11 protein-coding genes and 1 pseudogene are annotated in these 13,729 nt (G+C 57.8%); 6 read left to right on the plus strand and 6 right to left on the minus strand.

Annotated elements, in window-relative coordinates; genetic code table 11:
* Window positions 1-15: 15 nt before the first annotated feature.
* Both OKW35_RS12550 and OKW35_RS12555 read left to right on the plus strand, forming a co-directional pair.
* Window positions 16-612: pseudogene (locus OKW35_RS12550) on the plus strand (sugar transferase); the annotation flags it as partial.
* 105 nt (window positions 613-717) lie between these two features.
* The gene (locus tag OKW35_RS12555; protein WP_429552170.1) at window positions 718-1,842 is read left to right on the plus strand and encodes a glycosyltransferase; all 1,125 of its coding nucleotides are present in this window, start codon (window positions 718-720) and stop codon (window positions 1,840-1,842) included.
* Window positions 1,843-2,122: 280 nt separating this feature from the next.
* On the opposite strand, the gene OKW35_RS12560 is transcribed toward OKW35_RS12555, so the two are convergent.
* From OKW35_RS12560 to OKW35_RS12570, 3 genes are all read right to left on the minus strand, one after another.
* On the minus strand, window positions 2,123-3,043 hold the full coding sequence (locus tag OKW35_RS12560) for a glycosyltransferase (protein WP_184059026.1): 921 nt from the start codon (window positions 3,041-3,043) through the stop codon (window positions 2,123-2,125).
* A gap of 99 nt (window positions 3,044-3,142) precedes the next feature.
* Window positions 3,143-4,084, minus strand: a complete 942-nt coding sequence (locus OKW35_RS12565; RefSeq protein WP_429354722.1) for a glycosyltransferase — start codon at window positions 4,082-4,084, stop codon at window positions 3,143-3,145.
* A 257-nt stretch (window positions 4,085-4,341) separates the two neighbouring features.
* Complete coding sequence (locus OKW35_RS12570) at window positions 4,342-5,253, minus strand: polysaccharide deacetylase family protein (RefSeq protein ID WP_429552171.1); 912 nt, start codon at window positions 5,251-5,253, stop codon at window positions 4,342-4,344.
* A gap of 402 nt (window positions 5,254-5,655) precedes the next feature.
* Between OKW35_RS12570 and OKW35_RS12575 the strand changes: the two genes are divergently transcribed.
* From OKW35_RS12575 to OKW35_RS12590, 4 genes are all read left to right on the plus strand, one after another.
* Complete coding sequence (locus OKW35_RS12575; protein WP_429552172.1) at window positions 5,656-7,917, plus strand: polysaccharide biosynthesis tyrosine autokinase; 2,262 nt, start codon at window positions 5,656-5,658, stop codon at window positions 7,915-7,917.
* Between the two features lie 68 nt (window positions 7,918-7,985).
* Window positions 7,986-9,224, plus strand: a complete 1,239-nt coding sequence (locus OKW35_RS12580) for a lipopolysaccharide biosynthesis protein (RefSeq protein WP_429552173.1) — start codon at window positions 7,986-7,988, stop codon at window positions 9,222-9,224.
* 82 nt (window positions 9,225-9,306) lie between these two features.
* Window positions 9,307-10,455: a hypothetical protein gene (locus OKW35_RS12585; protein ID WP_429552174.1), complete on the plus strand. Its 1,149-nt coding sequence runs from the start codon at window positions 9,307-9,309 to the stop codon at window positions 10,453-10,455.
* A 36-nt stretch (window positions 10,456-10,491) separates the two neighbouring features.
* Window positions 10,492-10,674 (plus strand): hypothetical protein, encoded by a 183-nt coding sequence (locus OKW35_RS12590; protein WP_429552807.1) that lies wholly within the window; start codon window positions 10,492-10,494, stop codon window positions 10,672-10,674.
* 34 nt (window positions 10,675-10,708) lie between these two features.
* On the opposite strand, the gene OKW35_RS12595 is transcribed toward OKW35_RS12590, so the two are convergent.
* The 3 genes from OKW35_RS12595 to OKW35_RS12605 are packed head-to-tail and all read right to left on the minus strand — an operon-like array spanning window position 10,709 to window position 13,652.
* Window positions 10,709-11,539: an ATP-binding cassette domain-containing protein gene (locus tag OKW35_RS12595; protein ID WP_184059243.1), complete on the minus strand. Its 831-nt coding sequence runs from the start codon at window positions 11,537-11,539 to the stop codon at window positions 10,709-10,711.
* Window positions 11,539-12,543 carry an ABC transporter permease gene (locus OKW35_RS12600; protein WP_090811666.1) on the minus strand — a complete coding sequence of 335 codons (1,005 nt, stop codon included), beginning with the start codon at window positions 12,541-12,543 and terminating at the stop codon, window positions 11,539-11,541. Before OKW35_RS12600 ends, OKW35_RS12595 begins: the two co-directional genes overlap by 1 nt.
* Window positions 12,543-13,652 carry a sugar ABC transporter substrate-binding protein gene (locus OKW35_RS12605; RefSeq protein ID WP_429552175.1) on the minus strand — a complete coding sequence of 370 codons (1,110 nt, stop codon included), beginning with the start codon at window positions 13,650-13,652 and terminating at the stop codon, window positions 12,543-12,545. Before OKW35_RS12605 ends, OKW35_RS12600 begins: the two co-directional genes overlap by 1 nt.
* Window positions 13,653-13,729 lie beyond the last annotated feature (77 nt).

The raw sequence follows: 13,729 nt of genomic DNA on the forward strand, positions 1-13,729 counted from the left end.
AGGTGGGACGACGCAGTGAAGAGAACGATGGACGTTTGCGGGGCGTCGGTTCTACTCATCCTGCTTTTCCCGGTTCTTCTGATAATTGCGCTGGCAGTCATGAGAGATCACGGAAACGCCGTATATGGTCATCCAAGAATTGGCCGAGGAGGACGTACTTTCAAGTGCCTGAAGTTCCGCTCCATGGTCAAGAACTCGGATGAAGTTCTCGCCAAACTGCTCGCAACCGATCCGCAGGCTCGTGCGGAATGGGACCGCGATTTCAAGCTCAAAAACGATATTCGTGTGACGCCTGTTGGCCGCATCCTGCGCAAGACGAGCCTCGATGAGTTGCCGCAACTATGGAACGTGCTGCGCGGCGATATGAGCCTGGTGGGACCCCGTCCTATCGTGCAGAAGGAGCTGGTGCGATATGGCCGCGATGTTCGTTACTACCTCGCGCTGAAGCCGGGAATGACAGGCTTATGGCAGGTCAGCGGCCGCAACGATGTGGACTATCCGACGCGGGTTTCGCTCGATGTTAAATACGCAATGAACCGCTCGCTGACATTCGATATGTCGATTCTTCTGAGAACCGTCAAAGTGGTGTTCGCGAAAGACGGCGCCTACTGAGCCGGCTGAGGTCCTTTCCCTGTCGTAGATTGCATGTCGTCCCGATCGCCGTGACCGATCGGGGATGTGTTCCGCTATCGCTGCGCAATTCACGAGAAACATGTTATGAGAGTGGTCCACGTAATCGAATCGACTGCTACAGGAACGCTTGCAGTTGTGAGCACGCTTGCGACGCGCCTCGCCAAGGAAGGTCACGAGGTGTATGTGATCTATTCAGAGCGCGAGGAAACACCGAAGAATTTGCGCGCGATGTTTCACTCTGACGTCGTCCTGCAGCATCTGCAGATGAAAGGGCCATCATTGGCACGGATCATGTCTGTCTTGCGCCAACAACTCATCGAATTGAACCCGGATATCGTCCATCTGCACTCGTCATTCGCAGGTTTCCTGGGACGAATGTCGACCTTGTTTGCGTTGCCGTCAACGGCGCTTCTTTATAGCCCGCACTGCATCTCTTTCGTACGGCGAGACATAGGCAGGTTGAAGCGATACTGTTTCGCCGCGTTGGAGTTGCTTGCGTGTGTGAAGAACTGCACATACGTTGGCTGCTCCGAGAGTGAATGCGCCGCTATTCGCCGCTATCTTCGGCGAGATGCAGTACTGGTCGAGAACGCGATCGATCGGGCTGTCAGTGTCCAGGGCAACAGTCGTTTGGAAAGCGCCGGAAAAGTCGGATCGACCAAAAGGCGAAAAATTGTGACTGTCGGCGGCATTCGTGTGCAAAAGAATCCGCGATTATTCGCGGAGATTGCACGCTCGTTTGATCGGGACGGCGTCGAGTTCGTATGGATCGGCGACGGCGACGCAGATCTCAGGAGGACGCTCGAGGACGCCGGCGTGCGTGTGACCGGTTGGCTTACGCGTGCTGACGTAATCGCGGCTGTGGCGCAAGCGGATATCTATTTGTCGACAGCTTCCTGGGAGGGAATGCCGATTTCTCTGATTGAAGCAATGACGCTCGGCACACCCGTTGTGGCGTCAGATTGTCCGGGCAATATAGACACCATTCGTCACAATTCGACCGGCGTTCTTTATCGGACGGCTGCGGAAGCGACTTCGCTGATCCGGAAGATGATAGCCGAGGATAAATTTCGTGAAGGTTTATTGCGGCGCGCGCAGGAAGAAGCGCGCAACAGATTCAGTGAAGATCGTTTCTTCAACAACATCGCGCTGCTTTATTCGGCCCAGTTGAGAAGCATTCGCCAGGGCCGTTCGGTGCTGAGCGAGTGACTACTGCGCGATTTGCAGCAGGCCGTCGTCTGGGACCGATTGCATACAGTGCTCTTGCCGAAGTGAAGAGTAGCGGACAAAAGCCTCTTCACGCGTGTGACCATCAACTCTTCATCGATTCGCGCAGTCGGGACGGGCGAAGAACTGGCCCGAACGTGCCGATGGGGCGCGGCAAGAATCGAAGCACCACTCCGTAACCAACGTTCACGGAACGCGATCGCGACGAGACTGACTTTTGAGAAATGGTTTGCGCGTGTCATCGCGCAAACCATTTTAATTTTTAGAGCCGCGCGAGATATCGCTCCACGCCCGAGGCGGCGATTATATCTGTCCACCGCAAATGCAGCAGCGTGGAGGGGTCATTTTTCGGCACCATATCGCCGTGGAAATTGCAGATGCTAGAGAATACGTCTGGGCCCGTTACTTTACATTGAATTCCAAACTTGGCGGCGGCGTTCAGATTCGAAGGCGAGTCATTGCAGATGATTCTTTTGCCGAGCGCAGCATATTCCAGAAGCTTGGTCGGCGTCTGCACGTCGTACGGACGCTTGTACGGGATGGTTGAAATAGCAATCTCGCAGTTGCGAACCACCGCGAGGGCATCGCGTTGCGCAAGACGTCCCGTGAACAGGATGCCGGGCGATCGAAGATATGCGTCGGAGATTTCCTTTTCAACAGGCCCAATCAGAACGAGGGTATCCGAGTCGCGCTTGGCGGCCAGGAAGTCCCTGATGAAGCCGACAAAGCCGCGTTCCCGTGTTATCTCGCCCAGATAACAATACGTTCCCGACGGAAGCGCCTGGTTGCGGTCAGCATCCGTCGTGAAAATCCAATCTGGTACGCCCATCGGCAGGAAAACGGTATCTACGCCGTCGCGGAAGCCCATGACTGCACTCATTGAGTCGTTCTGAAATATTCGAAGATCGGGCCGTGGTTGAAACGTTTTCTTGATGCTGTCCTTTAGCGCACTGTTACGCCCGACAGACAGCGAGCGGTAATCGTGGATAACGTATTTTGCAGCAGGGATCCTGGGGTAAAAGCCCATGATGCACCAGAGAATGTACTCTTCCGGATTCTTGACTTTTTTGTAATCATCCAGTGTCCCTGACGTTACCTTACAGTCGTTTCTCACGAAATACTTCGTGTAGGCGTCTATCTCAGGATAATTCGCCTTGCCGGGGTGAAGAATGAATATCTGCATGTCATTACCACCGTTCAAATGTCGTCTCTTCGGCTGACTCAGTGCTACCAAGGGCAGTTCGAGTCGCATTCGTTGAAATGTCGCACCTCAATGGATTGGTCAAGCGTTGGTTAGCTTGATATCCGTCGGCAGAAATGTCGCGACGTTGGACTGCTCTATCACCCGGTCCCAAATGAGGTCTGCGAAGTCCGTCCGACGATTCGCTGTCGCACCGCGCGCGGCGTCTTCATCGATTCCGTCAAAGATGTTCGCCGTGGTGATCACACTATGGATGCCCATCTCTTCACAGCATCTGATATTCGACGGCGAGTCGTTGCACACGATTTTCTTGCCGAGCGCAGCATACTCGAGCAGCTTGGTCGGCGTTTGATAGCAGTGCGGCCGGTGATAGGGGAAATAGCACACCGCAACATCGGACTCGACCACGTGTTTCAGCGCCTCACGCTGCGGCAAGGGCCCAGTGAAAATGATATTTTTTGCGTTCGAAAATCTTTCGTAGATGCGCGGGTCCGGTTTTCCCACCAGGAGGAGGGAGACGTCGCGCTTCTGAAAGTTGTTTATAAATGCTTCCAGCACGCGATCGAAGCCCCGCTCGACGCTCATTTCGCCGATATAACAGAAATCAGCTTTCTTTTCGGTCTGACCGCCATCCTGTACCTCGAAGATCCAGTTCGGCACGCCCATGGGCAGGATCACACTGGGTACGCCGTGACCGAAACCCATGATCTCCTGTTGCCGTTTGTTCTGAAAGATCCGCAGATTCGGCTGGCAATTGAAATACCGCTTCGCGACGTCTTTCATCGCCGGCCAGCCGCCAACGGAGAGAGAACGGTAGTCATGGATGACAAAGTCGGATTCAAACCGGTTCGGATAAAAACCCATGATTTCCCACAACACGAAATTTCGTTTGTTATCGAGGGCGCGGTAATCGCTGATTGTTCCGACCACCACGTCCACGCCGCGCGCTTTAAAATAGTTTTGATAGGCAGTAATTTCCGGATAATTGGCGGTACCCGGAGACGTGATGAAGATTTTACGCATGCCGCCTTCCTTTTTAACCGTGGAGATAAGGAACAATAAGGCCGTTACGAGTAATGCACTGGCGGTCCGGTTGCGCCTTTGATTGACGGGTGCTCGAACGTTGACCGCTTGTTCTGCTCGAAGCCGAGATCGCGCGCGCTGGTATTTTTATTAGCGAATACCTTATCGTGACGATTCGCCGCCCTGGGTTGGATGCAGCGCGGTGCACGACGGTGTCGTACGCCGCTGCGCGAGCTGTCGCGTCGGCGCTGTGCTTTCTACGCCTGGTTCAATGCGCGTGGCCTGCTAAAGATGCGCTGAGCCAGGCGCCTGACGCGTCCCAGTCGCAGATAGCGCGGCACCAACGTCAGGCCCGTGAGCTGCGCGGCGAACCACGACACGGAAGAGTCATCGTCAATGTCGAACGCCTTGAGTCGGAACGGGTCGCTTCCTTCGTCATTCCAGCCCACGTCGGTCGTGCGTGCGGTCTTGTAGCCGGTGGCCTTCAGCAGCTCGACTTCGCGCGGACCATAAATGCCATAGGGATACGCGAAATGCTCGCAAGGCTTACCTACGATCCGTTCTACCTCCGACTTTGATAGCGCAAGCTCTTCAAAGCATTCGTCATCGTCACAGAAGGTTAGTGTCGGGTGATAGCGTGTGTGAGACTGAAAGTCGACATAGGGGCGCATTTCTTCAATATGGGCGGCGCTGAGGCCACTAATCGTCGCCGCTGGGTCTGGCAAGTCCTGACGAAAGCCTCGCGCGTCGAGTTCAGCCAGGCGCTGGTGGTTTTTCATGCGAATCAGCCGCTTCACACCTGCATCCCTCGCGACAGGATGCAGGAACCAGTGAGTACGATCGTGCGCCACGACACTGCTGCAGATGTAAATGGTCGGGTACACGCCGTACTTGATGAATACGGGCAGCAGATTTGCATTGCCGATATGGCCGTCGTCAAACGTGACGGCCACGCGCGGGCGACCACTACCTCGCGAATTTGCCTGCGACAACGGCACGAACTCGACCTTGTCTTTCAGGTACTCAAAATGAGCCTCGAGCGTGGCGGGCGACGGATCGTGATAGAGCAGAATCGCGGTGCGATCGCGCCAGAGAAAGGCTCGAATCGCCGCGGGGGTTCCACTGAAAAGCAGCGCGCGTGTGAATATCTCACGCATCAATTGTTTCATATGCATCCCAAGCTAACGGCGTTGAATGGGATTGTGCCGTCACGGCCACAAAAGCGATGTGCGTTAGCGTACGGAGGTGATGACCGTCTTGAGATAGTCTGGGATACTTGTTAGTGTGAAATATACGCTAATTTTCCACCGAGGAATCTACTGCGGGGAAACAGTGGTTAAGCGGAGAATTAGGCAGTCTTATCTTTGTACGGTAAGACGATTATTCTGAAGTTGGTGGCGCGCAAAGCAGAGGAATTGTTGACAGTTTGCGTTGCACACCGAACTGACGCGCGCAGCGCCAGCACCGAAAATGTTGCCGTCCCGTGACAAAAAGCGAGATCTGGCAACGCCGCATCGCCTGCACATTAAATCGAGCTTCCACCCTTTTCGTACACCCGCCCTGGGGTTTCGATGAATCAGATCTCTCTGCTTACGAATGCTGCCGTGCTCCGGAATAACGATGTCAGTCTTTCGCGTTATTTCGACGTTCTAATGGCCAACCGCTGGCTGGTCGGTGGAATCGCCGGCGGCGTGCTCGCCGTGGGCGTGGCCTACGCGTTTATCGCGCCGTCGGTGTACCAGGCCGATATTCTCGTCCAGGTTGAAGACAGCATTCCGACCAGCAATTCAAAAGGCCCGCTGGGCGACGTCTCCAGCATGTTCGACGTCAAAACAGAGGCGACGGCTGAAATGGAAATCCTGCAGTCGAGAATGGTGGTCGGAAAAGCCGTCGACGATCTGCACCTCGACGTCAGCGCAAAGCCCAGGCGCTTTCCATTGATCGGAGACTGGTTGGGCCGGCAAGCCCGGAGTCTTTCCGAGCCAGGGATCTTTGGATTTGGCGGATATGCATGGGGCGATGAAGCGATCAAGGTGTCCAGCTTCGACGTCCCGGAAGCATTCGAAGGCGAGAAGTTCGTTCTGACGGTTCTGGAGGGCGGACGCTACCGGCTGGAGCAGTCGGATCTCAGCGAGCCGATCGAGGGTCGCGTGGGCGAAAAGCTCGACACGAAACTGCCCGATGGCGCGATCACGCTGCAGGTCGATTCGCTGAACGCAAAGCCGGGCACGCAATTCATTCTGGAGAGACAGTCGCGCGAGAAGACGGTGGAAAGCCTGCAAAACAGGCTGACGGTCTCGCAGAAGGGTAAAGACAGCGGCATCATCGGCGCGTCGCTGATGGGCTCTGAGCGGCTGCTGACGGCCAGCACGCTCGCCGAAATCGGCAATGCGTATGTTGACCAGAATCTGAAGCGCAAGGCGGCGGAAGCCGAGAAGTCGCTTGCGTTCCTGAGCGAGCAGCTGCCGCAACTCAAGAGCGACCTGGAGCGCGCCGAGGGACGCTATAACGACATGCGCAACCGCATGGGCGTGTTCAATCTGAGTGAGCAGGGCAAGGCCTATCTGGATCAAAGCGTAGCCACGCAGCGCAGCCTGCTCGAACTGAAGCAGAAGCGCGCGGAGATGGGCGCGATCTACGCGCCGGGTTACCCCGCGATCCAGGCGATCGATCAGCAGATCGGCATGCTGAGCAGCAGGATCGGAAGCTTGTCGCAGCAGGAACAGGCGTTGCCGGACCTGGAGCAGAATGCGGTGCGCCTGACCCGTGACATGAACGTGAACAACGAGCTTTACGTCGGCATGCTGAACAACATGCAACAGCTCAGACTGGTTCGCGCCGGCAAGGTTGGAACGGTGCGGTTGATCGATAACCCGGTGGTGCCGAAAGAGCCGATCAAGCCGAACAAGCTTCTGGTGATTATCTATGCTGCGTTGGGCGGCCTGATTCTGGGCGTGGGTGCGGCGTTCGGGCGTACGGCGCTGTATCGGGGCGTGACCGACGCGCAGGAGATCGAGGAGCAAACGGGCCTGAACGTCTATGCGAGCGTGCCGCTGTCGCAGGCGAAAGTCGCGCGAATCGGCAAGACGCCGAAGCTGCCCGCTGGCGAGAAGTTCCTGCTGGCGAGCGAGTTTCCGCGCGACCCGTCGATTGAAAGCCTGCGCCGACTCAGAACCGCGCTTCATTTTGCAATGCTGGAATCGGAATCGGGCGACAATCGCGTGCTGCTGACGGGGCCGACGGAACAGGTGGGCAAGTCGTTCCTTTCGGCGAATCTGGCGGCGGTCGTATCGGCGGCCGGCAAGCGGGTGTTGCTGATCGACGCGGACCTGCGCAAAGGTCATCTCGAGCAATACTTTGGTCTCGACTCGACACCCGGCCTGGCTGACTATCTGACGTCGGAGGTGACGTCCGACCCGGTGATCATGCGTGACGTGCGTCCGGGCCTCGACTTCGTTGCGCGCGGAGCGATACCGGAGAACCCGGCCGAGCTTCTGGTGAGCGAACGCATGCAGCAATTCCTCGCGAAGACGAGCGAATACGATATCGTGCTGATCGACACGCCGCCGGTGCTCGCCGTCTCCGACGCGACCGCGCTTGCGGATAGCTGCGGCACCGTGCTGCTGGTGACCCGCTTCGAGACCACTTCCATTGCGCAGGTGGTGGAGGCCACCAAGCAGCTCAAGCAGGCGAATGCCCGGGTGAAGGGCGTGATCTTCAACGGGATCGATACGGATGTCTATCGCTATAGTCTGGGCGCGCGCGCAGGCCTCTATCGCAGTGCTTCCTATCTCGACGCATTGCCCGCCAGCGGAAAGACGCAGAAAGGCTAGCCTTCAGACGACAACCATCGTCGTGTAGAGCGATGAAAAATTCATCCGGACTTCGACGTAGATAAATTGTGAATATCAAACATTCGATCGTCAGTATCGCTGGAGTCGTACTGAGTCAGGCGCTCAATTTCGTTTCGATTCTATTGATCGGGAAGTTCTGCGGGCCGACGGCTCTCGGGTATTTCAGCCAGCTCATGGCCGGTGGTCTTTTTATCGGGTCGGTGATCGGCTTGCGTCTGGAGGTTGCGTGCATGGCGGCGGACAAGGCCCAGGCCGTGCGCGCAATGACGAGTTCCAGTGCGGTCGCCATAGGGATCGGCGTGGCGCTCGTGGTGGCCACGGCAGCGGCCGGGCATACGGAATACATACCTGTTATCGGTCTGGCACTTGGCGTGTTCCTGCAACAGGCGTTGTGCGGAGCACTCACCACCGAAAGAAAGTACGCGCAAATCGCGACGATCCGGTTCTTCCCTAATGCTGCGTTCGCCGTCTACTTCGTCTGCATGATGATGTTTTCGAAAGGGGAGTGCACAGGCACCACCGTATTCAACATCTATAGCTGGATTTTTCTGGCCTCGACCGTTGTGCCGGCCGCGATCTGCCTTTACTCGGCGCGCCGGATGATCCCGTCGGCCTTCCTCAGGTTCTCCGCGCTTCAGATCCAGTATGCAAAATTTGGTGTGCCGACCACTACGCTGAATTCCTTCGTGATCTATGCGTCCGCCATTTTGATGCCGATGATCTTCGATCATCGTGAAGCCGGCATCTTTGCGCTGGCGTATCGTGTGGGGTACTTCCCTGCGTCCCTCTTGTCGCAAAGTTTGGGCGCTGTCTTCCGCCGCGATCTGATCGATTATTTCGACGGCCACAGAAAAGACAGAGTGAATCCCTCGAAACAGTTTTTTACTATGCTGACGTTTATCAGCATTTCTCTGGTGGCAGCGTGCTATGCAGGCCTTAGCCTGATTATCCACATGAAGATGGGCGACGAATGGGAACCGTCGATGTCCGTGTACCTGATCTTTGTTCCCTATTTCATCACGATGGCGATCTATGGCTCGATGGCTCAGGTATTCATTGTCGCGAACCGGCTGAAGATCGACTTGATGATTCAAGCAGTCAATGCCGTATCGATCTTCCTGATCTTTGCGACGGCTCAATTCCTCGGCGTCGGGTTCATCCACTCGCTTCTTCTGCTCAGCGTCTGTGGAACGATCGTGGCAAGTGCGGGTACTTACCAGGCGCTCAAGATCGGCAAGGAGCCGGACGCTTATTTGAATCGCCAACCTAGTTTTGAAGCGCCGTGATCTCTGCGCTCAAAAATCAGCGACGCTGCAAGTTTAGCTCCTCCACCGCGAGGCGAGTCGCTCACTTGTTCAGGGAAAGAGAATGCGCATTGTAAAACTCCCCGGCATCATCGGCAGGAATGCGAGTCCAGGCGTGTCGGCCGTGGTCTGGTTCATTCTGTTCATCGCACTTTATGCGATCTCCGCGTTTCACGAGAGCACGTTGCCGGCGCGTTTTCTGTTGGATGAACTGGTGATCTTCGACCGGATGAAGACCGTCACGGCTTTCAGGGCGTTTGGCGACTCATTTGACAATCTCGCGTGGCTGTTCAACTTCTTCGGTCTCCAGAGTTTCTCCATTTCTTTGATAGGATTTCTCGCATCGACTATCGGCATGTTTGTCGCCGTCTGGCGTTCCGGTGTCACTTCGCTAAAACCGGCCGAGTTCTTTCTGGTTGCGTTCTGGCTCGCCAATCAGACCGTCTACATCGGCGTTCCATCGAAAGAAATCATCATTTCGGTTCTGGTTCTTCTGATGCTGTTTTACAACTCGTCGCGTGCGATATTGGTTTTGTTTGTCGTCCTGGCAGCGCTGGTAGCCGTGTACTTCAGATCGTACTGGGGCATTACACTGGCCGCAACCGTGTTTCTTTATTTCGCGCCAAACGGCTTCAGAAGGCCGGTTTCATTGATCTTTTTCGCGCTGGCCATGTTTGTGATGGTCGCCTTCGTGTTCCAGAAGGCCTATGGCGAATCACTGGATTTCGCAAGGCAGAACGCCAATGAGTGGCGGGACCCGGAGGAAGTGGGGTCGATGATCGTACAGTTCATTCCAGGCAGTGGTATGTTCATTGGCGTGGCGAACGTCGCCATCACGCTGGCGACCTTCGTTTTGCCGGTGCGGTTGATTACGTCGGGTTCTCCGCTGCAAATGCTGGGCGGCATTGGCGTGTTTTTCACTTTTGCGATTGTGTTTATGCGTTATCGCTCCGCGGCGGCGCTATTTCCGGTGGGCCGATTCGAGACGCTTTGTTTTTGTTTTCTGGTCAGTTTCCTATCAACGCAAGCTATTTTCGAGCCGGACTATGGGTCATTTCTGCGGCATCTTTCGCCGGTGTCGCCGATGATCATGTTTCTCGTCCTGCGGCTCTCGTACGATGAACACATAACGGTATCGGCGCAGAGTGCGTCGCGAGTGAACGACGACGCCCATCACCAGTCCACATTGTCGAAGCATCGCAGCGCCTCCTGAATCGCAATGACGATCCGCTGATTCAGTAGGCCGTCGATGAAGCACATGATCGTAAACATCGGGGCGAACTATCTGACGCGCATCGGTGGGTACGACGTGACGCTGCGCGCGGCGATCGACAACATCACGAATCGCCGCTACTGGATGTTCCAGTACTCGGACTACATCGCGCCGGGCGATCCGCGCGTGGTCAGCGTGAACGCGAAGATCGATTTCTGATCTGAGTTGCGCGGTGTCGCGGGCCGTGGCGGGCTCACTGTGCGCCGCCGGCGCGCATGGCCCGGTATTCCCGCTGCACGATGTCCATCAGCTCCGCCACCGAAGTCAGCGCGCTCTGTTGCTCGTAGGTCACGCGCCCTCGCTGCATCAACATGATGCGATCCGCGATATCGAGCGTCTGCGCATAGTTGTGCATGATCATGATGATCGAGAGGCCGCCTTTTTCCTTCAAGCGCATCAGTAGGTCGATGATGAGTCCCGCCTCGCGCGCGCCCATCGCGGCGAGCGGTTCGTCGAGCAACAGGATTTTCGCGTTCGAATGCACGGCGCGCGCCACGGCGATCGCCTGGCGCTGGCCGCCCGAAAGACGCTCCACGGGCAAATCCACCGAAGGCACGTGCACGCCGATATCGTCGAGGCATTGCGCCGCGCGCTCGCGCATCCGTTTGTGGTCGAGCAGCCTGAACGGCCCGCGCCGCACGATTTCGCGGTTCAGGAACATATTGTGGTAAATACTCAGCGAATTCGCGAGCGCGAGATCCTGATACACGCATTCGATGCCGAGCGAACGCGCATGATCGACCGAGCGCAACAGCGTCTCCTCGCCGTCGATGTGGAGCGTGCCGCTCGTTTGCTGATGAAAGCCCGTGAGGATCTTCACGAGCGTGGACTTGCCCGCGCCGTTGTCGCCGAGTATGCCGAGGATCTCGCCCTTGCCGAGCGTGAGCGAGACGCCATCGAGCGCCGTCACCGCGCCGAAGCGTTTGACGAGGCTGTCGCCGCGCAGCGCGAGTGGGGCGTTCGGCGCGCTGGGCGCAGCGGCCGTGGCATTGGCGCCCGCGGAGGAGGTTTGCGATTGGTCCATCATCGTCCACCCTTGCGGCGAATGCGCCCGACGTGGATGTTGAAGATCATCGCCGCCAGAATCGCGGCGCCAAGAATGATGTTGAACGTAAACGCGTTGATACCGATCAGTGTAAAGCCGTCGTTCAGAATGCCGAGCACCGCTGCGCCGATGAGCCCGCCCACGATGGTGCCCGAGCCGCCCGTGAGCGGCGTGCCGCCGATCACGGCGGCGGCCACGGCAAGGAACATGATCTGGTTGCCGCCGGCCTGCGGGTCGATCGAGGTAATGCGAAAGGCTTCGAGCATGCCGGTGAAGCCCGCCAGCACCGCGGCGAGGACGAAGTTGCCAAGGCGCAGTCGCTTCACATGTATGCCGGCCTCGCTCGCGCCGAGCGGATTCGCACCCGCGGCCTGCGTATGCAGGCCCCAGCGTGTATGTCGCAACAGCACATGCATCGCGGCCGCGATCACCAGGGTCCAGATGATCTCGCTGTAGCCCCACGCGCCCATGAACGCGGCGAAGGTGGGCGATCCCGGCGTGGCGGCGGGCGTGCCGCGCGAGATCGTGAGCGTGATACCGTTGATCAGAAAGAGCGTGCCGAGCGTCGTAACGAACGAGGGCAGCCGCAGCCAAACCGACACCGCCCCGTTCACGAAGCCGACGATTCCCGCGGCCACGAGCCCCGCGATCACGGCGAGCCACATCGGCGCGCCCGCGTCATTCGCGAACACCATCATGAATGGCGCGAACGCGAACACCATGCCCGCCGACAGATCGATGTCGCCGCCGATCATCAACATGATTTCGCCGAACGCGATGATCGCCACCGGCGCGATGAACTGCGACAGGTTGACGAGGCTCGCGTTGGTGAGCAGGAAATCGTGGTTTGCGAATTCGAAGTAGGCGGCCAGCAGCACGGCCACGAGCAGGATGCGCAGCTCGGCCGCCCATTGAGACGCGAAGGAAACGCCCGCGCGCCGGGACGCGCGGACCGCTTTGCTGGTTTCGTTCACTGTATTCATCAGGACTTGATTGCGCCGGATCTCGGAACGATTTGCTCCTTGTCGGTCTTGCCTTCGAAGCGCGTCGAGGTATTCAGGTACGGCTCGACGTTATCCTTCGTCACGAATTTCAGGCCGGTGTTGATTTCGGCCGGGCCGACGAGGCCGCCGGAGCTTAGGAACACGAACGCCTCCATCACCGTATAGAAACCCTGGACGTAGGGCTGCTGATCGATGGTGAAGTCGAGGAAACCTTCGTGGATCAGCTGGATCGTGCTCGGCAGCAGGTCGAAGCCGCCGCCGTGCACGCCTTTGGACGGCAGGTTCGACTCTTTCATCACCTGCGCGACGCCCTGCGTGCTGCCCGCATCCACCGCGAACATGCCTTTCAGGTCCTGGTGGCCCAGGTAGAACGCCTTGATCTTCGACAGCTCCTCGTTGACGGTCGCGCCCGTGGCCACGGTCTGGATGTCGATCTTCTTGCCGGACTTCTTGATGGCGTCGCTCGCACCGTCCAGACGCGGCTGGATGTTGAGCTGCCCCGGCGTGGCGATGAACAGCCCGACCATGCCGCTGTCGATCAGACTGACGATGCGCTCGCCCATCTGGTAGCCCGACAGATACAGGTCCTGGCCGATATACGCGAGGCGCGGATTCTTCTTGCCGCGCGGCGCGTCGGCGTTGTACGCGAACACCGGAATTCCGGCGTCGAGCGCGGCCAGGATGGGCTTGTCGAAAGCGCTCGGATCGACGATCGGCACCGCGATGGCGTCGGCCTTCGCGGCAATCGCCGAGTTCACGGCGCGGACCATTTCGCCGGCATCGGACGTGGCCGAGCCGGTCCACTGATAATCCATGTTGAGCAGTGAGCAGGCATCCTGAATGCCGTACTGCGTGGGCACGAAGAACGGGTTGGTGGTGACGTGATTGACGAACACGATCCTCCACTTCTTGTGCGACGGAAAAGCCGTCTGCGCTGCCTGCGCGGTGCCGATCAGACCGCCCGCGCCGCCTAGCGCGCCCATCAGCGAAAGCGCTGCGCCGAGTCCCGCGCCCTGCATCAGCCCCCGCCGCGCCGTGCTGAAACCGTTGCCGCTGTTTTTCTGATCGTCATCCCGTTGCTGTGCCATCTGATCCTCCGGTTCTTGTCTTCATTGGTCGATGTGGTCGACGTTGCGTCGATTGCGTGCAGATGCTGGACGGCACC

It is taken from the genome of Paraburkholderia sp. MM5477-R1 (assembly GCF_050436385.1).
Taxonomy (GTDB): Bacteria; Pseudomonadota; Gammaproteobacteria; order Burkholderiales; family Burkholderiaceae; genus Paraburkholderia; species Paraburkholderia tuberum.

Bases quoted from the DNA above. Each gene is read 5' to 3' on its own strand.
- OKW35_RS12595 (WP_184059243.1), bottom strand. From the start codon at position 11,539: ATGGACCAATCGCAAACCTCCTCCGCGGGCGCCAATGCCACGGCCGCT.
- OKW35_RS12590 (WP_429552807.1), top strand. From the start codon at position 10,492: ATGAAGCACATGATCGTAAACATCGGGGCGAACTATCTGACGCGCATC.
- OKW35_RS12575 (WP_429552172.1), top strand. From the start codon at position 5,656: ATGAATCAGATCTCTCTGCTTACGAATGCTGCCGTGCTCCGGAATAAC.
- OKW35_RS12565 (WP_429354722.1), bottom strand. From the start codon at position 4,084: ATGCGTAAAATCTTCATCACGTCTCCGGGTACCGCCAATTATCCGGAA.
- OKW35_RS12555 (WP_429552170.1), top strand. From the start codon at position 718: ATGAGAGTGGTCCACGTAATCGAATCGACTGCTACAGGAACGCTTGCA.
- OKW35_RS12570 (WP_429552171.1), bottom strand. From the start codon at position 5,253: ATGAAACAATTGATGCGTGAGATATTCACACGCGCGCTGCTTTTCAGT.
- OKW35_RS12585 (WP_429552174.1), top strand. From the start codon at position 9,307: ATGCGCATTGTAAAACTCCCCGGCATCATCGGCAGGAATGCGAGTCCA.
- OKW35_RS12560 (WP_184059026.1), bottom strand. From the start codon at position 3,043: ATGCAGATATTCATTCTTCACCCCGGCAAGGCGAATTATCCTGAGATA.
- OKW35_RS12600 (WP_090811666.1), bottom strand. From the start codon at position 12,543: ATGAATACAGTGAACGAAACCAGCAAAGCGGTCCGCGCGTCCCGGCGC.
- OKW35_RS12605 (WP_429552175.1), bottom strand. From the start codon at position 13,652: ATGGCACAGCAACGGGATGACGATCAGAAAAACAGCGGCAACGGTTTC.